This is a genomic window from Pseudomonas sp. FP2196, from assembly GCF_030687715.1.
In the GTDB taxonomy this organism is placed as follows: Bacteria; Pseudomonadota; Gammaproteobacteria; order Pseudomonadales; family Pseudomonadaceae; genus Aquipseudomonas.
Map to the genome: position 1 here is coordinate 2,246,409 of NZ_CP117445.1, position 17,503 is coordinate 2,263,911.

General features: G+C 57.1%; 19 protein-coding genes, 1 tRNA gene and 1 pseudogene. 12 read left to right on the forward strand and 9 right to left on the reverse strand.

Features of this window, described 5'->3' with window-relative positions; translation table 11 throughout:
• Positions 1–21 precede the first annotated feature (21 nt).
• The 6 genes from rplT (at position 22) to PSH79_RS10090 (ending at position 4,718) form a co-directional block, all read left to right on the forward strand.
• Positions 22–378, forward strand: coding sequence for a 50S ribosomal protein L20 (gene rplT, locus PSH79_RS10065; RefSeq protein ID WP_007913489.1), 357 nt, complete (start codon positions 22–24; stop codon positions 376–378).
• Between the two features lie 109 nt (positions 379–487).
• On the forward strand, positions 488–1,504 hold the full coding sequence (pheS, locus tag PSH79_RS10070) for a phenylalanine--tRNA ligase subunit alpha (protein ID WP_003226365.1): 1,017 nt from the start codon (positions 488–490) through the stop codon (positions 1,502–1,504).
• Between the two features lie 26 nt (positions 1,505–1,530).
• Entirely contained in the window at positions 1,531–3,909 is a 2,379-nt protein-coding gene (gene pheT, locus PSH79_RS10075) for a phenylalanine--tRNA ligase subunit beta (protein WP_305442421.1), read from the forward strand.
• A gap of 3 nt (positions 3,910–3,912) precedes the next feature.
• A complete protein-coding gene (ihfA, locus tag PSH79_RS10080; RefSeq protein ID WP_002553164.1) occupies positions 3,913–4,215 on the forward strand; it encodes an integration host factor subunit alpha in 303 nt (100 codons plus the stop codon).
• The gene (locus tag PSH79_RS10085; RefSeq protein WP_003179985.1) at positions 4,196–4,552 is read left to right on the forward strand and encodes a MerR family transcriptional regulator; all 357 of its coding nucleotides are present in this window, start codon (positions 4,196–4,198) and stop codon (positions 4,550–4,552) included. The genes ihfA and PSH79_RS10085 overlap by 20 nt, the downstream gene beginning before the upstream one ends.
• Positions 4,553–4,641: 89 nt before the next feature.
• A tRNA-Pro gene (locus PSH79_RS10090) sits at positions 4,642–4,718 on the forward strand.
• A 67-nt stretch (positions 4,719–4,785) separates the two neighbouring features.
• Here PSH79_RS10090 and PSH79_RS10095 read toward each other — a convergent pair.
• A pseudogene (locus PSH79_RS10095) lies at positions 4,786–5,894 on the reverse strand (tyrosine-type recombinase/integrase).
• Between the two features lie 171 nt (positions 5,895–6,065).
• On the opposite strand from PSH79_RS10095, the gene PSH79_RS10100 reads away from it, so the two are divergent.
• The gene (locus PSH79_RS10100) at positions 6,066–6,509 is read left to right on the forward strand and encodes a proteasome subunit beta (protein WP_305442422.1); all 444 of its coding nucleotides are present in this window, start codon (positions 6,066–6,068) and stop codon (positions 6,507–6,509) included.
• 29 nt (positions 6,510–6,538) lie between these two features.
• On the opposite strand, the gene PSH79_RS10105 is transcribed toward PSH79_RS10100, so the two are convergent.
• From PSH79_RS10105 to PSH79_RS28135, 4 genes are all read right to left on the reverse strand, one after another.
• Positions 6,539–6,973, reverse strand: a complete 435-nt coding sequence (locus PSH79_RS10105) for a hypothetical protein (protein ID WP_305442423.1) — start codon at positions 6,971–6,973, stop codon at positions 6,539–6,541.
• Between the two features lie 100 nt (positions 6,974–7,073).
• A complete protein-coding gene (locus tag PSH79_RS10110; RefSeq protein WP_305442425.1) occupies positions 7,074–7,610 on the reverse strand; it encodes a hypothetical protein in 537 nt (178 codons plus the stop codon).
• Between the two features lie 460 nt (positions 7,611–8,070).
• A complete protein-coding gene (locus tag PSH79_RS10115) occupies positions 8,071–8,286 on the reverse strand; it encodes a hypothetical protein (protein ID WP_305442426.1) in 216 nt (71 codons plus the stop codon).
• A gap of 134 nt (positions 8,287–8,420) precedes the next feature.
• Complete coding sequence (locus tag PSH79_RS28135; RefSeq protein WP_370872617.1) at positions 8,421–8,891, reverse strand: hypothetical protein; 471 nt, start codon at positions 8,889–8,891, stop codon at positions 8,421–8,423.
• Positions 8,892–8,930: 39 nt separating this feature from the next.
• Here PSH79_RS28135 and PSH79_RS10125 point away from each other — a divergent pair, with 39 nt between their 5' ends.
• The 3 genes from PSH79_RS10125 (at position 8,931) to PSH79_RS10135 (ending at position 11,765) form a co-directional block, all read left to right on the forward strand.
• Positions 8,931–9,260 (forward strand): hypothetical protein, encoded by a 330-nt coding sequence (locus PSH79_RS10125; protein ID WP_305442427.1) that lies wholly within the window; start codon positions 8,931–8,933, stop codon positions 9,258–9,260.
• 84 nt (positions 9,261–9,344) lie between these two features.
• The gene (locus tag PSH79_RS10130; protein WP_305442428.1) at positions 9,345–9,833 is read left to right on the forward strand and encodes an anti-virulence regulator CigR family protein; all 489 of its coding nucleotides are present in this window, start codon (positions 9,345–9,347) and stop codon (positions 9,831–9,833) included.
• Between the two features lie 120 nt (positions 9,834–9,953).
• On the forward strand, positions 9,954–11,765 hold the full coding sequence (locus tag PSH79_RS10135; protein ID WP_305442429.1) for an ABC transporter ATP-binding protein: 1,812 nt from the start codon (positions 9,954–9,956) through the stop codon (positions 11,763–11,765).
• Here PSH79_RS10135 and PSH79_RS10140 read toward each other — a convergent pair.
• The 3 genes from PSH79_RS10140 to PSH79_RS10150 form a co-directional block, all read right to left on the reverse strand.
• On the reverse strand, positions 11,762–12,706 hold the full coding sequence (locus PSH79_RS10140; RefSeq protein WP_305442430.1) for an alpha/beta hydrolase: 945 nt from the start codon (positions 12,704–12,706) through the stop codon (positions 11,762–11,764). The genes PSH79_RS10135 and PSH79_RS10140 overlap by 4 nt on opposite strands.
• A gap of 112 nt (positions 12,707–12,818) precedes the next feature.
• Positions 12,819–13,817 carry an NAD(P)H-quinone oxidoreductase gene (locus tag PSH79_RS10145; RefSeq protein WP_305442431.1) on the reverse strand — a complete coding sequence of 333 codons (999 nt, stop codon included), beginning with the start codon at positions 13,815–13,817 and terminating at the stop codon, positions 12,819–12,821.
• A gap of 61 nt (positions 13,818–13,878) precedes the next feature.
• Positions 13,879–15,069, reverse strand: coding sequence for a YbfB/YjiJ family MFS transporter (locus PSH79_RS10150; protein ID WP_305442432.1), 1,191 nt, complete (start codon positions 15,067–15,069; stop codon positions 13,879–13,881).
• A 111-nt stretch (positions 15,070–15,180) separates the two neighbouring features.
• Here PSH79_RS10150 and PSH79_RS10155 point away from each other — a divergent pair, with 111 nt between their 5' ends.
• A complete protein-coding gene (locus PSH79_RS10155; protein WP_305442433.1) occupies positions 15,181–16,056 on the forward strand; it encodes a LysR family transcriptional regulator in 876 nt (291 codons plus the stop codon).
• Positions 16,057–16,237: 181 nt separating this feature from the next.
• Entirely contained in the window at positions 16,238–16,714 is a 477-nt protein-coding gene (locus tag PSH79_RS10160; RefSeq protein WP_305442434.1) for a hypothetical protein, read from the forward strand.
• A gap of 49 nt (positions 16,715–16,763) precedes the next feature.
• Here the strand turns inward: PSH79_RS10160 and PSH79_RS10165 are convergent, their stop codons facing one another.
• Positions 16,764–17,486 carry a pirin family protein gene (locus PSH79_RS10165; protein WP_305442435.1) on the reverse strand — a complete coding sequence of 241 codons (723 nt, stop codon included), beginning with the start codon at positions 17,484–17,486 and terminating at the stop codon, positions 16,764–16,766.
• Positions 17,487–17,503 lie beyond the last annotated feature (17 nt).

Consider the following 17,503-nt stretch of genomic DNA (forward strand, 5'->3'; position numbering starts at 1 on the left):
CAAGAATAGAGGAAGTAACTCATGGCTCGTGTAAAGCGTGGCGTCATTGCCCGTAAGCGTCACAAAAAAATTCTGAAACTTGCTAAAGGCTACTACGGCGCACGCTCCCGCGTATTCCGTGTTGCCAAGCAAGCGGTAATCAAGGCAGGCCAATACGCCTACCGTGACCGTCGTCAGAAAAAACGTCAGTTCCGCGCTCTGTGGATCGCTCGTATCAACGCTGGTGCTCGTGTTAACGGTCTGTCCTACAGCCGTTTCATCGCTGGCCTGAAAAAAGCGTCCATCGAGATCGACCGTAAGGTTCTGGCTGATCTGGCAGTGAACGAAAAAGCGGTGTTTGCTGCGATTGTCGAGAAAGCTAAAGCCACCTTGGCTTAAGTACCCCCGACAATCACCCGGCCTCACTTCCGTGGGGCCAGGTGGTAAACGTCTTAAATAGGGGAAGAGCCTTCAAGCTCTTCCCCTATTTTGTATCTGGAGTCTGTACATGGAAAACCTGGATGCGCTGGTCTCTCAAGCACTAGAGGCTGTGCAAAGCGCTGAAGATATCAATGCCCTGGAGCAAATCCGGGTTCAATACCTTGGTAAAAAGGGCGAATTGACTCAGGTGATGAAGACCCTGGGGAATTTGCCGGCAGAAGAGCGTCCGCAAGTCGGCGCGCTGATCAACGTTGCCAAGGAACGTGTTACAGGCGTTCTCAATGCGCGCATGGCGCTGTTTGAGGAAGCCGAACTGGCTGCCAAACTGTCTGCCGAATCCATTGATGTGACGTTGCCGGGCCGTGGCCAGACCTCCGGTGGTCTGCATCCGGTTACCCGGACTCTGGAACGTGTCGAACAGTTCTTCACTCGCATTGGGTACGGCATCGCCGAAGGCCCTGAAGTCGAAGACGACTATCACAACTTTGAAGCGCTCAACATCCCAGGCCATCACCCGGCCCGGTCGATGCACGACACCTTCTATTTCAATGCAAACATGCTGCTGCGCACCCATACCTCGCCGGTACAGGTCCGCACCATGGAATCGAAGCAGCCGCCGATCCGCATTGTCTGCCCAGGCCGTGTTTACCGTAGCGACTCCGATATCACCCACTCGCCGATGTTCCACCAGGTCGAAGGCCTGCTGGTTGATCGCGATATCAATTTTGCCGATCTCAAAGGCACCATCGAAGAATTCCTGCGTGTGTTCTTCGAGAAAGAACTGGCTGTACGTTTCCGTCCTTCGTACTTCCCGTTCACCGAGCCGTCCGCTGAAGTCGACATGGAATGCGTGATGTGCAGCGGTAAAGGCTGCCGTGTCTGCAAGCAGACTGGCTGGCTGGAAGTGATGGGCTGCGGCATGGTTCATCCGAACGTGCTGCGCATGTCTGGTATCGATCCGGAAGAGTTCTCCGGCTTTGCCTTCGGCATGGGCGTCGAGCGTCTGGCCATGCTCCGTTACGGCGTGAACGACTTGCGTCTGTTCTTCGACAACGACTTGCGGTTCCTCGCGCAATTTCGCTAGTCGTAACGAATTCTTAGGAGAGCAGGATGAAATTCAGTGAACAATGGCTGCGTGGCTGGGTTAGCCCGCAGGTAAATCGCGACGAACTGGTTGCCCGTCTGTCGATGGCCGGGCTTGAGGTCGATAGCGTGACCCCGGCCGCCGGTGTCTTCAGCGGCGTGGTAGTGGGCGAGGTGCTGAGCACCGAGCAGCACCCTGACGCCGACAAATTGCGTGTGTGCCAGGTCAGCAATGGCGCGGAAACCTTCCAGGTCGTGTGCGGTGCGCCAAACGTGCGTCCGGGCCTGAAGATTCCATTCGCCATGATCGGTGCAGAACTGCCGGGCGACTTCAAGATCAAGAAGGCCAAGCTGCGCGGCGTCGAGTCCAACGGCATGCTGTGCTCGCAAGCCGAGCTGCAAGTCGGTGAAGGCAATGACGGTCTGATGGAGTTGCCGGCCGATGCGCCGGTGGGCGAAGATTTCCGTGTGTATCTGGATCTGGAAGACGCCAGCATCGAGGTCGACCTGACCCCGAACCGTGGCGACTGCTTGTCGCTGGCGGGTCTGGCCCGTGAAGTTGGCGCGTTGTACGCCGCTCCGGTCACCCGTCCAGTGGTGCTTGCCGTTCCTGCCGTGCATGACGAAGTGCGTTCGGTAGAAGTGCTGGCGCCAGCCGCGTGCCCGCGTTACCTGGGTCGTGTCATTCGCAACGTTGATCTGTCCAAGCCAACACCGCTGTGGATGGTTGAGCGTCTGCGTCGCGCCGACGTGCGCAGCATCGACGCTGCTGTCGACATCACCAACTACGTGATGCTCGAACTGGGTCAACCGCTGCACGCCTTCGACCTCGCCGAAATCAATGGCGGCATCCGTGTGCGCATGGCGGAAGAGGGCGAGAAGCTGGTATTGCTCGACGGCCAGGAAGTTAGCCTGCGTAGCGATACGCTGGTGATTGCCGACCACACACGTGCTCTGGCGATTGCCGGTGTGATGGGTGGCGAGCACAGCGGTGTGTCCGCGACTACTCGCGATGTGTTTCTTGAAAGTGCGTTCTTCGACCAGATCGCTGTCGCCGGCAAGGCTCGTTCGTACGGCCTGCACACCGATGCTTCGCACCGCTATGAGCGTGGCGTGGACTGGCAACTGGCCCGTGAAGCCATGGAGCGCGCTACTGGCTTGCTGCTGGAAATTACGGGTGGTGAAGCCGGTCCGATCATCGAGACGGTCAGCGAGCAGCACTTGCCGTCGATTGCCCCGATTACTCTGCGTGCGCAGCGCATCACTCAGATGCTGGGCATGGAAATGGATTCGGCACAGGTCGAGCGTCTGCTCAGTGGCCTGGGCCTGAATATTTCCGCCGACGGAGCAGGGCAGTGGCGCGTTGAAGTGCCAAGCCATCGCTTCGATATCAGCCTGGAAGTCGACTTGATCGAAGAGTTGGCTCGTTTGTACGGCTACAACCGTCTGCCGGTTCGTTACCCGCAAGCGCGCCTGGCGCCGCAAGCCAAGGCAGAAGCGCGTAGCGATCTGCCGGAACTGCGCCGTCTGCTGGTGGCTCGTGGTTATCAGGAAGCGATCACTTACAGCTTCATCGATCCGCGTCAGTTCGAGCTGTTCAACCCGGGCGTCGAGCCGTTGTTGCTGGCCAATCCGATCTCCAATGACATGGCTGCCATGCGCTCCTCGCTGTGGCCCGGTCTGGTCAAAGCGCTGCAGCACAACCTCAACCGTCAGCAAGATCGCGTGCGTCTGTTCGAAAGTGGTCTGCGTTTCGTCGGTCAGCTCGAAGGCCTGAAGCAAGAGCCGATGCTCTCCGGTGTTGTTTGCGGTAGCCGTCTGCCGGAAGGTTGGGCGCAAGGTCGCGACACGGTCGATTTCTTCGACGTCAAGGCTGACGTGGAGGCCGTGCTGGGCTTTGCCGGTGCACTGGATTCGTTCACCTTCGCACCGGGCAAACACCCGGCGTTGCACCCGGGTCAAACCGCGCGCATCGAGCGAGAAGGGCGTGAAGTCGGGTTCATCGGTGCCATTCACCCTGAGTTGTCGAAAGCTTTGGGGCTGGATCGTCCAGTCTTCGTTTTCGAACTGGTTCTGGCTGAAGTGGCGCTCGGTAAAATGCCGAAATTCCACGAGTTGTCGCGCTTTCCTGAAGTGCGTCGTGACCTTGCATTGATTGCGCACAAAGACGTCGCAGCCTCGGCTGTATTGGACGTAATCCGTGAAAATGCAGGCGAATGGCTCACAGATCTCAGGCTGTTTGACGTATATCAGGGTAAAGGTATTGATCCTGATAGAAAAAGCCTCGCAGTTGGCTTGACCTGGCAGCATCCATCGCGCACTCTTAATGACGATGAGGTGAATTCGACGACGCAAAATATCCTCACCTCGCTCGAACAAAGGTTGAACGCCACGTTAAGGAAGTGACGTATGGGGGCTTTGACGAAAGCTGAGATGGCGGAACGTCTGTATGAAGAGCTGGGCCTGAACAAGCGGGAAGCCAAGGAATTGGTAGAACTGTTTTTCGAGGAAATCAGGCACGCTCTTGAAGACAACGAGCAGGTCAAATTGTCCGGTTTCGGCAACTTTGACCTTCGGGACAAGCGCCAGCGGCCTGGCCGCAACCCGAAAACGGGGGAAGAAATCCCGATCACGGCTCGCCGTGTGGTCACCTTTCGTCCAGGGCAGAAGTTGAAGGCCCGAGTTGAGGCTTATGCTGGAACCAAGTCATAACGACGAACTACCCGTCATCCCGGGCAAACGCTACTTCACCATTGGTGAAGTCAGCGAGCTGTGTGCCGTAAAGCCACACGTGCTGCGCTACTGGGAGCAGGAGTTTCCTCAACTCAACCCCGTCAAACGCCGCGGAAACCGCCGGTATTATCAGCGCCAGGATGTGCTGATGATCCGGCAGATCCGCGCGCTCCTTTACGACCAAGGGTTCACCATCGGCGGCGCACGCTTGCGCTTGTCCGGCGATGAAGCCAAAGACGACACCACCCAATACAAGCAAATGATCCGCCAGATGATCGCCGAGTTGGAAGATGTGCTGGTGGTACTCAAGAAATAAAAAGCAGCGTATGAATACTTCCAGTTTTCAAAAGCTTGCGATATATTCTTGAGCGTTCTTCGAGGTGAAGAGCGAGTTACAAAACCAGTCGGGGCGTAGCGCAGTCCGGTAGCGCACTAGCATGGGGTGCTAGGGGTCGAGTGTTCGAATCACTCCGTCCCGACCATTATTCCTGAGTAAAATCAGACAATTAAGCCGATCAGATGGATCGGCTTTTTTGTGTCTGCGCAAAACTACTCGGTGAATTCGCTGATGTTGAGGTCTGGAATTGCTTCCGACCAGACGATTCCAGCGTGGTCCTTCTGGTAGTTTTTGGTCATGGTTTCGCTGGCGTGTCCGGCTATCTTCTGACCGTCCTTTCCAGCTTTCTGGTACAGGTGCAGCGACAGTGCCCGCACTTCATGGAAGCCTGGCATTTCCTCTTCCTTCCAGCCCTTGTAACAACCCGCCGCTTCCCGGGCCTCCTTGAAGGCTCGCGTCAAATATCGCTCTTCGACCTGAGTCCAGTGTTCCTTCGTCTGCGCCTGCTTCTGTTTTTTGCGGTCTGGCCGGCGCTGGATCAGGTAAGGCGATACGATGTCATCCCGGCACCGGCTGATAACGGCCTTAGTTCTTCGGTCACTTTGAACCGGATCCACGCCGCATCACTGGCTTTGGCCGTCTTCTGCTGCACCACATACAAAAAACCTTCCCGAACACCATCGAATCGCATATTCAAGATGTCCGTCCGGCGCTGCGCGGTGATCAGTGCCAGGTTGATAGGGTTTTGCAGCCAGAACGGCGACGTCTCCCGGATGGCTTTCAGGCTTCGACGGTGTGCCGTTTTCGCTGCTTCTTCTCAATTCGGTTGATGGTGCTGGCCGCCGGGTTATCCGGACATAGGCCTTGCCGCGGCGTGGTTGAATATGTCGATCAGCAGAGCGCGGCACTGGTTGGCAGTGCGCGGGGTGAGCGCATCAAGCATCTCTGTGATCATGCGGATCGTGATCTGGTCGACGGCTTTGCCTTCGAACTGTTTCCGGAAACGGTGAAAGTGCACGGCATAAAGGCCCAAGGTTCCTTTTGCCAGTTCGCGCGGCGGGAGCACGTCACGCTCGTATGTGTCCAGGAAGCCGGCGAACGATTCGGATGTGCTGCCCATAACGGCGCCGATCAGGTCAGCGCCTCGCATGAACTCCAGCTTCAACTGCTTCGCGGCATTGATCGCTTTGATCCGGTCGGCGTCGAGCTGGAACCACTTACCGTCGGTAGGCCGCCGGTAGCGATAGGTCGAGCGCCGCGAATCGAAGTACAGGTTCTGCGGGAGGCTCTTGTTCGCCTTGTTGCGCGGCCGTAGGACCATCATGCAGCTCCTTTCAATACCATCGCGACCAGATCGTTGCCGTCTGACCTGCTGAACGCCGTCCAATCAAGTACTAGAGTTTCCCGATCTGCTCGCCGGGCACCTGGCTTTCAATTCCTCTCAACTCGTTGCACTTGCCCACAGCCCTCAGAATTCAAGGGATTTCATCGCATGACGACCATTGCCTACAAAGACGGCGTGATCGCCTACGACTCCCGCGTCACTCGTGGATCACTCATCGACCACGACGACTACGAGAAGCTCGTCCATAGGAATGGGCATCAGTTCCTGTTAACGAGTTGTGGTGCGGACTTTGCCTCCCTGATGGATGAGTTTTTCGGGGTGAAGATCGACGATAAGCCGCTCGATGCAAATGGGCTGGTCGTCACCAATGGCAGGCTTTGCCAGATTGGTCGCGACGCCGAGAGCGGTTTCTGGATGGACGAGGTGTGGATGGAACGTTCATTTGCCATTGGTAGCGGACGCGACTTCGCACTCGCTGCGATGGATATGGGCGCAACAGCTAAGGAAGCTGTCGAGTCTGCGGCCAAGCGTGATGTTTACACCGTCGGTACGATCCGCACGCTGATCATTGATCCGGGCAAGGCTGGGTAGATGTGCCGCAGAGTGCGGCACGGAACGTTCTATTTTTTGAATTCAACATTGGCTGTGACTAGGAGCTGGCCGTTGACGGTGACCTTGCACGCCCGCCCGGTTTCAGTCTTAGTGCCAGGTGCAAGAATCGGGTCACACTGTAGAAACACAGTCTTCCCTTGATAATCTCGTGTCACACCTGCCGTTGTTGTGCTTGCTGGTTCCTTCATGAATTTCCGATTCCACGGCCCAAAGTAGATCTCTGGTTCGCCGCCGCCGAAGAAGCCAGATTCAGGAGTGGCGCAAATAGTGCCTTGCATACGCTCTCCGTCGATGATGTTTGCGTCTTCGTAGCAAGAGATCATCCCTTTGGCGGTGACAATCGTCGACGGCCCTCTGTTAGTCCATGTTGGAGCGGTCACACAGCCAGAAAGTGTGATTGCGGCAAGACCAGCGGCGACGAGGGAAATTTGTGGAATTCGCATTAGTTGGGTGTCCTTACTTTTCGAGGCGCATACAAATACCGGCTATAGGCCACTATTTCAAGCGTTAAGAGTGAATAATGGACAGGCCATATCCTCCACCTTAACTAGTTATGGGGACCGATTTCAGGATGCGGCTGATTCCTGCTTCATAAGTTTGGGAGTGGCTCCAAGCCGAAATCTTCGCCGTCCGTTTTTTAGATTCTGCGGAATTCATCGACAGAATGAGCAGTGCACTTTCTCCCGATATGTGGCGTGCAGCCCAATGGGCGAGCTGGTTTCGCACGTCCCGATGAAGTTCTATTTCCGCAAAATGCTCAGCCCAAATTTCACCATCTTCTGTTTGGGAGATTCCCTTCATGGCGACAGAAGAAAGGTGCACTAACGGGGGCGTTTTATCGGTTTTTACGATCATTCCAGCGTGAGTGAACAGCTCAATGCATCGTCTTAGGTTGAACTCAACATAGTTATAGATCTGAATTAGCTCCCCGATTAGCTGCAGATCATGAGGGTGTAATGGCTCTGACCGTTCTAGTTCCTTACCGTCAATTTCAATAAGGATCCTATTTTTTTCCTGCAACGAATACGTGACATCCAGCGTGGCCCACCCGCTTTGGAATTCTGCCTGCGTTGGTTTCAAACGAGAAAGGACGCGATAAACGTTTTCAAATATGGTTGCCCCGGGGATTTTTGCTCACTGCTGATTAGGGGACGGATATGCCAGAAATCGCACTATGAGCAAGCTAATGGGAATGGCGCTTGCCATGCCTAGATTGCGCAAAACCTCTCCTGAAAGCCACGGTTTACCGTTTGCATAAGCACAAAAAAAGCGGATGTTTTGCCACCCTAAAAATGGCTTTTATCCTTATAAAACAATTGCTTGGGTGGCTATAGTTACCAGCATGGAGTGCTAGGGTGCGAGTTCCCGACCATATAATTCAATGACTTAGGCCAATGTTCACCGCATTGGCCTTTTTCATGCGTGTCAGTTTTTCGGGACTTGTTCGAATTTGGTATTTATCAAGACGGGGCTGTGTAAATGGATTGCGGTTGCCCGATATTTCTCCGTCGGTGCCGCGCAGTCGAGCGTTCTCGATAAATCAGCTGTTTTTTGCGTTTAGCTTGCGAAGCTCTTCGTAGGTCGCGGATTGAACGAACCAGAAACCAGAGATGATGCACCAGCTCAACGTACCGACAACGAAGGTGCTGATGGCTGCGAGAAAACTCTGGCTTAGCATGACAAGTGCAGCAATCCAGATGACTGCCAGTGCAATGTAGAGAACGGTGTTGTTGACGCTGATAACGAAGTCTTTCATGTGCATTCCTTGAATAGATTTTTCCTCTGGTTACCCTTCATGGGATTCCAGTGAAGGCATCATATTGCCATCGCACCAACCTTCGCTAGCCGCTATTGGGGAAAGACCCGATATCAGTCATGCTGTTTTAGTCATTACTGATTGGGCTTTTTCTCGATATCTTCCGAGTCACTCGACGTCGCCGCATCTTTTTCCGTTTCATGGGCTTGCGCACCCGCATTTCCCCCTGAAGACTCCTCTCCCTTTTTGTTCGCCCTCTCATCATTGGCGCGCGTGCTTTTCGATTGATTGACGCCCGGCAGGGCATTCGGTGGTGCGGCAGAGTCAGCGCTGGTTTTCTCTGTAGCCAATGCGTATGCCGGCCCAATGAGCAACAGACTGGCAAACGATACCGCCATAATTTTCTTGTTCATCATGCAGACCTTCCACGCGATGGTGTGTACTGCATTGGAATTGTGAGTCGGGAAAAGGTGCTCGGCGATGGACGAGTGGTAGTAATTAACGGTTTGCAACCCGCGCCATTTGGCTGAGCCTTTGGCTTGATGAGTTGTCGCCAGATATTGCCAAAAAGCGGCAAATTGCTGGCCCCCGAGTTGTCCTTTCATCGTCAAACTCGCCTTTTTTCAAAAGGTTAGGTTGGCTATATGCGGACGATTGTCATAACCGTTGCAACGCTTTCCCTGGCTGTCTTTGCCTCGGGAGTACAGGCAAAAGAGTTAAGCAAAAGCCATCGTTTTGCCTGTACCTGGGGCTCGGATATCGCCGCAGGCGCGCAGCGATCCAAGCTCTCAGGGATGTCTTTGTATGGCGCGCGTAAACAATTGCAGGTGCGTAAATTCCAACAACCGTGGATGCGCATGACTGCAATGGGGATTACCGAACAGACCTACAACAGCAGCTCAAAGCTTAAACCGGCGGCGGTCAAGCAGACCTACTACGAGCAGTGCGTGCGACATGAACTGGCCCAGCGATAGACGGGGACTACTCGACAACCAGAACCAATTGGCGAATTGCGGTCTACAGTTCAGTGGATGATCCCACTGTCTGAGAGTACGGATATGTTCAGATCAACTCGATGGGTTGCAGGCTTGATGTCGCTCGTTTTGGCCGCCGGCCCGGTGGTGGCGCTGGCCGATCCCGGTAATGGTAAAGGGCAGGGCAACGGTAAAGGCAATCCCCACAATTCCCAGGGTCAGGGTCAGGGTCAGGGTCAGGGTCAGGGCCAGGGCCAAGGGAACAAAGGCAAAAATGCTGGCCATGACGACTGGGGTCATGGCCCATCCGTCGACCGCGGCAATGTGATCGGCGTGATCGGCGGCTATCGCGACTACTGGAGCCCCGGCCCGGCGCTGCCTCCGGGCATCCAGAAGAACCTGGCTCGCGGTAAACCTTTACCGCCCGGTATCGCGAAAAAACTCGACAATCGACTGCTCGGCCATCTCCCACACTATGACGGCTACGAATGGCAGCAGGTGGGTACGGATTTGATTTTGGTCGCCCTCGCCACGGGGCTCATCTACGAAGTGCTCAATGGTGCCTTTGATTAAGTGCAATCAAGTCAACAGCCCAACCTTTTCAGGTTGGGCTTTTTAATGCCTTGAAGACGTCGTAGCAGGAGCAGCGGAGTACCATGTCGCGCTCTATTCACTTGCCGAGCTTAATGTCCTATGCCTGCATTTTCCCGCGTCACTTCGTTGCTCGACCAAGCGCAACGCGCCTTGCGATTGGTTTGGGGGACGTCGCGCGGTTTGTTTCTGGGCTTGGTGCTGGCGACATTGATTGCGGGTGTGCTGCCGGCACTCGCGGCATGGTTGGGGCAGCGGATTGTCGATGCAGTGGTCGCAGCCATGCAGTTGCATGCGCAGCAGGGTGATGCGCCGTTATGGCCGGTGTTGCGTTATGTGCTGCTGGAGGCGGGTGTGCTGGCGTTGCTGTCCGCTACACAACGGGCGTTGTCGGTGCAGCAGTCGTTGTTGCGGGTGCAGTTGGGGCAGAAGGTCAACACGTTGATTCTGGAGAAAGCTCAGACCCTGTCATTGGTGCAGTTCGAGAACTCCGAGTTCTACGACAAACTGGTGCGCGTGCGCCGCGAAGCCTCGACACGGCCACTGGCATTGGTCATGAAGTCGCTGGGGCTGATCCAGAACCTGATCATGCTGATCAGCTTCGGTGTGCTGCTGGTGCATTTTTCCCCGTGGGCATTGGTGCTGCTGGTGATCGGTGCGTTGCCGGTGTTCTTCGCCGAGGCGCATTTTTCCGGTGATGCCTTTCGGCTGTTCACCCGTCGCGCGCCGGAGAGTCGCCAGCAGAGTTACATCGAAACCCTGCTGTCCCACGAGGCCTACATCAAAGAGGTCAAGCTCTTCGGTTTCGCTCCGCTGCTGTTGCAACGCTATCGCGACACCTTCGCCAAACTTTATGCCGAAGACCGGCGACTGACATTACGTCGCGATAGTTGGGGGTTCGGTCTTGGCTTGCTGGGCACTGCGGCGTTCTACATGGCGTACGCCTGGGTGGTGATCGATGCGGTGCATGGCAATATCAGCCTGGGCCAGATGACCATGTACCTGGTGCTGTTCAAACAGGGGCAAAGTGCAGTCAGTAGCAGTCTGAGCGCAATCAGTGGTTTGTACGAAGATGGCCTGTACCTGACGAGCCTTTATGAATACCTGGCCGAGCCGGTTCTCGCCGATAGCGGTCACCTGACTGCCGGCGCGCGGCCGGGCGACGGGTTACGTTTCGAAAACGTCGGTTTCCGCTACCCCGGTGCGAGTCGTGCGGCGCTGCAAGGCATTGACCTGCGTCTGGTGCCGGGTAAAAGCATGGCGCTGGTCGGGGAGAACGGCTCCGGCAAAACTACCCTGATCAAGTTGCTGACTCGGCTCTACCGGCCCGATCAAGGACGGATTCTGCTTGATGGCAGCGATTTGCAGGATTGGGAGGAAACCACATTACGGCAGCGCATTGGCGTGATTTTCCAGGATTACATCCGCTATCAGTTCAGCGTCGGTGAAAACATCGGCGTCGGCGACACGCTGGCGTTCAACGATGAACAGCGCTGGAAGGAGGCCGCTGCCGAAGGCATGGCGGCACCCTTTATCGAAGAACTGGATCGGGGTTACGCGACACAACTGGGACGCTGGTTCGCCGGTGGTCAGGAGTTGTCTGGCGGGCAATGGCAGAAGATTGCCTTGTCCAGGGCCTATATGCGGCGTGATGCCGACGTCCTGATCCTCGATGAACCGACGTCAGCCCTTGACCCGGCAGCAGAGGCGGCAGTGTTCGAGCATTTCAGCCAACACACTGAAGGGCGCATGACCTTGCTGATCTCGCACCGCTTTTCCAGTGTGCGCAATGCTGACCACATCATTGTTCTGGAGCAGGGGCGGATACTCGAGCAGGGCGGCCACGAAGATCTGATCGCCGTTGCAGGGCATTACGCCCAACTGTTCGATTTGCAAGCCCGCGGCTATCGCTAGGAGTCCCGTGCGCGGCGCAGTGTCGCTGGCCCGGCAATCCGCGGAGCAGGTTTGGTCTGCATCAACGCATCGATTGCCTTGCGATAATTCTGCCCACCCAACGCCATGCTGTTGTTGTGCGTGGCGCCCGGTACCAGCAGCAGGCGCTTGGGTTGTTGCGCGGCGTTGAACAGTTGCTCACTGAAGCGCGACGGCACAAAAGCATCTGCCAGACCATGCACCACCAGCAGCGGCATATGAATATCGGCGATCTTGTCGATGGAATCGAATTTCTGCGACAGCAGCCAGCGCACCGGTAGCGAGGTGTTGGCCACGGCGGCAGCGACATCCGCCAGCGACGTGAACGTCGACTCGATCACCAGACCGCGCACCGGTAGTGGCGAGTGATTGCGGGCGGCGTCCTGACCGAGTTCGGCCGCCAGATCGATCGCCACAGCGCCCCCGAGGGAGTGACCGTAAATCAGGCGTTTTCGCGGATCCGGTTGCAGCAGTTTGAAACGCTCCCAAGCCACGCGGGCATCTTCGTAAACGCTGCTTTCCGACGGCAGATCACCCTTGCTCTTGCCGAACCCCCGGTAATCGATGGCCAGCACCGAGTAGCCCGCCGCGCGCAATTGCTCGATGCGGAACAACTGCCCGGTGAGGTTCCAGCGCACGCCATGCAGATAGAGAATCGCCGGGGCATTGGCTTTTTCCGCCGGCCACCACCAGGCATGAATGTTTTGCCCGGCCTCGAAGCTCTTCGGTTGCAGATCGAGTTCCTGCACGCTGCCGGGCAGGCCGCGATACCAGCCGGCCGTGCCCGGTTCGATGCGAAACAGCAGTTTGCGTTCGGTATGTTCCAGCACGGCACAACTCGTCGGCACGCCGATAATCAAAGCGGCCATGCAGGCAAACGCCAAGCGGCGACGGCGCAGACGAGTCATGAAGGAAAGGAACATTAAACGTTTCACCACGGCGCAGACAAAGAACGCTTTTTACCAGATGCCTCGGCCTGCGCGCGATAATTTCGACCATCGTGCATGTGCAACGATTACAAAATGCTGCAGCGGTTCAATCGACCCGCAGCACAATCTTGCCGATATGGTCGCCGGCTTCCATGTGCGCATGGGCCTGCGCCGCGTCGGTGAGTGAGTAAATCTTGTCGATCATCGGGAGGCAGCGTCCGGCGTTCAGTGCTGGCCAAACGTGCTCGCGCAGGGCATCGGCGATGGCGGCCTTCTCTGCAGCGGTTCGCGCACGCAGCAGCGAACCGGTGACCACGGCGCGCTTGCCGAGGATTGCCAGCAGATCCACGTCGTTGGCCTTGGCGCCGCCCAGAAAACCGAGCATCACCAACCGCCCGTCCATCGCCAGGGCGCTGACGTTATCGTTGAGGTACGAGCCGCCCATGATGTCGAGGATCACATTCACACCCTGGCCAGCGGTTTTCTCGGCGATGACTTCAATAAATTTTTGATCGCGATAGTTGATCGCCTCGCCACCCAGCTCACGGATCGCCGCACATTTTTCAGGGCTGCCGGCGGTGGCGAAGGCTTCGATGCCAAATTCGCGGCAGAGCATCAGCGCGGTGGTGCCAATACCGCTGGTGCCGCCGTGAATCAATACACGTTGCCCACGGCTGGCGCCGCCGAGGCCGAACAGATTGGCCCATACGGTAAAGAAGGTTTCCGGGATCGCGGCGGCGTGCACCCAGTCGAGGCCATCGGGAATTGGCAAAGTCTGACCCGCCGGGACTGTGCAATATTCGGCATACCCGCCGCCATTGGTCAGCGCACAAACCTTGTCGCCCACAGCAAACTGGCTGACGCCGGGACCGAGCGCGACCACTTCACCCGCGACTTCCAGACCGGGAATCGGGTTCATGCCGGGCTTCATCGGATATTTGCCGGCACGCTGCAAGGCGTCCGGGCGGTTGATGCCAGCGGCGTGTACGCGTATCAGCACTTCACCTGCTGCGGCCACGGGTAGCGGCACGCGTTTGGCTTGCAGGACATCAGGGCCGCCGGGTTCAGTGATTTCGATTCGGGTCATTTCGTTGGGTAAAGACATGTCGATTCCTGTTGCTAGAGGTTCTGTAGATCGGAGCACGGCCCGCAGGCAATGATTCCCTTCAATTTGCGCAGCAGCGTTGTTCAGTCGAAGAGGGCAGCCATTTCAGGGCCTGCTCCAGCAAAAGCGCCACTGCAATCGCGCCGGCGGCGATCACGAACAGCAATGCATGATGGCCGCCCGTGGCATTGAATAACGCCGAATAGGCAAACCCGGCCAGCGCCTGAAACGTGGCAAACGAAACGGTGGCGCGGCTCCAGGCGATTTGCTGGCGATGATGATCCGGCACCAGTTCATGCACGCGGGCCAAGGCCAATGGCACGATGCCGGGTGGGAATGAGCCGATGATTACCGCCAGCACGGCCAGCGCCATAAAGGATTGGGAAATCGCCAACAGCCCCAGCGCAATCGCCTGCACCACCAATACCAGCCGAATGCCCATCCGCGCGCCAAGCCGATCCGCCAGAAAGCCATAACTCACCGGCCCTACGATTGCACCCAGGCCATACATGACCCACACCAGCGCGCCGATATGCGCGCCGGCACCTAGTCCGCGAGCCACGTAATCCACCAGGAACACCATGGCCGGCACCAAACCTGCGGCCATAAACGCATATTGGGCGAACAGCAAATAGACGGCGTTCGGTGTTGGTTCAACTGCCGCAACCTCGTGGGTCGCAGTCGGGTGCGGTAGATCAGAGGGCCAGCCAAACCAGCTCAGTGCCGTCAGCAAAAACGACAATCCGCCCAGCCCCAACCAGGTGGCTTGCAGGCCAAGGCTCAACAGCGGCGGCACGATTGTCCCGGAACCGGCAATCCCCAGACCGATGCCCAGAAAAATCGCTCCACTGGCCAGCCCTTTGCGGGACGCTGGCACATGAGGCAGTACGGTCGCTGCCACCAGCACCATGATCGCGCCACCCGTAATCCCCGAGAGCAAGCGCCAGCCAAAGAACCAACTGACTGATATCGGAAACGCACAGGCAAAAAACGCTGCGGTGACCAGCAGCATCATGAGCCGCAGGGCGTTTTTATTGCCGAGTTGCCGCGCTATCGGTCGGCCGAGCAGGGCGCCGATCAGGTAGCCGACCAGATTGGCCGCGCCGAGGTAGACGACATCGTTGGCGGAAAACCACTGCGCCTGAATCAGCGAGGGAATCAGCGGTGTGTAGGCAAAACGCGCCAGGCCAATGCTGACCAGGCTGGCGCAGAGTCCCGCGAAGATCGGTAACGCTGAGGTTGATGTACGCATGACAGCAATCCTGAGGAAGGTTTATGGCGCTTAGCATATCGGCTATCTTTGCTGCGTTAATGCAGCGATTTGGTTTTCTAGTGATGCAGATTTGCATCGAGTGGGGACAGGATGAATTGGGATGATGCACGGGTCTTTCTCGCGGTATGTCGGGAGTCGACATTACGCGGCGCGGCGCGGGTACTGGGCGTGGATCAGGCCACCGTCGGGCGACGGATCACGGCGCTGGAAAAGTCCCTGAGCGCGACGTTGTTCCTGCGCACGTCCGACGGTTATGCGCTGACGGCGGTCGGCGAAGCAGCGTTCAAAAGCGTTGAGAAAATGGAACATTCAGCGCTGGAGCTGGAACGGCAGATTCAGGGTCTGGATGATCGCCTGACCGGTATCGTGCGTGTCAGCACCACCGATTCGCTGGCCATCGACTTCCTGATCCCGGCCATTGCCCGTCTGCACGAGCAACACCCTGACGTGCGCGTGCAACTGGATGCCTCCACGCAGATCCTCAGCCTGGCCAAGCGCGAGGCGGACATCGCCGTGCGCAACACCCGACCAGACAATCCCGATCTGATCGCGCGGCGGATTGCGCGCTGGCCAGTGGGATTGTTCGCGTCACAGGCGTACATCGATGCCAAGGGCATCCCACCGCAGGGCGCGGCGTTCGAAGGCCATGACCTGGTGGTCTACCAGCCGTATTTGCAGACGAACAAAGACATGACGTTGGTTTCCGAGCCACTGCATCGCGGGCGGATTGTCGCCAGCCTGAGCTCCAGTCTGTTGGTGCGCCGCTCGATTGCGGCGGGTCTGGGCGTAGGGGAAATTCCGGTGTATATGGGCGAGCGTGACGGCCTGGTCAGGCTCTGGCCGGAGCGCAATCGCCCGCAACCGTATGAGGTGTGGCTGGTGACCCACGCGGACTTGCGCCACACCGCGCGGGTCAGGGCGGTGATTGAACAGATTGTCGAGGCATTTGCACTGGAGAATGAGTGACGGCTTAAAGCGCTTTGGAGAAGCTACGTCGACTGACGAAACGCCCTACATCCACAGCAGAATCTGCCGGCTTGTGGGCTTGGGACGCCAGCCCTATTGTTGATGCAGCACACAGCGCCAGCAGTCGGGTTGTGAGTGATGCATCAGGGAAGGTATCGGTAACCCAAGGAAGGGGATCGGATTGAGGGCCAGCGAATTCGAGCAATATCAAAGCACCGACACATTGAGCAAAGGTCGTAACACACAAGCCATGAACGCTATCAGCCGTGAAGAATTCAACGCCAGGATCGAGACCATTGAGGCAAGGATGGATGCGCGGGTCGAATCCGTGTCGGCGAAAATCGAGAGATTTCTGGATGTTCAGACCGAACGAGACAAGGCCCTGCTCGACCGCTACAACTCCATTTCTGCCAATGTGCAGCAAATCGCTCTGGAGTCAAAAGAGGCGGTCAGACAGACCTCGACCATCAAGGCGAATTATCGGGCCTCAACCGCTGTGTATTTCCTTGGAATCGTCGGCATCGTCGTGGCGACTTACTACGCCAATCGAGCCAACGTCTATGTAGCGATTCAAACGACTTTGTCGGCGGTTCAAGCAGGTAAGGACACCCATCCGCCCAAACCTGCCGTATCGCCATTACCGAGCACGCCACAATAAAAAACGGCCTTCAAATGAAGGCCGTTCTTGTGGGCGTTGAAATCCTGACTCATGGCATTTGCGGCAACTCCTGAGGCCGCAGATCAAACACCAATACCTCGGCATCCACGCCATTGCTCAAGGTCAGCGCCTGTTCCTCGCGAACCCGCACGCCGTCACCTTCCTGCAACAACTGGCCGTTGAGTTCAACGCTACCGCGTGCCACATGCACGTAGGCGTAACGGTTGGCCGGCAGCTCCAGAGTGGCACTCTCTTTGCCGTCGAACAGCCCGGCATAGACTCGCGCATCCTGGCGCACTGTCAGCGAACCATCGCTACCGTCCGGCGAGATGATCAATTGCAGACGACCGCGTTTTTTCTGCGCGCTGAAGTGCTCCTGCTGGTAGCGCGGTTTGGCACCGCCGACCTCCGGCACAATCCAGATTTGCAGGAAGTGCACAGGCTTGGTGGCCGAATGGTTGAACTCACTGTGTGCCACGCCGCTGCCGGCGCTCATCAGTTGTACGTCGCCGGGGCGGATCACCGAGCCGGTGCCCAAGGTGTCTTTATGTTCCAGCGCACCTTCAAGCACGTAGGAAAAGATCTCCATGTCGCGATGCGGGTGTTGGCCGAAACCTTTACCAGCGGCAACGCGGTCATCGTTGATGACCAGCAGGTCGGAAAAACCCTGTTCACGCGGATCGCGGTAGCTGGCAAAGGAAAAGGTGTGGAACGACTTCAACCAGCCATGATTGGCGAGGCCACGATCGGAGGCTTTGCGAAGAGTCAGCATGATGAAATCTCCTGGGG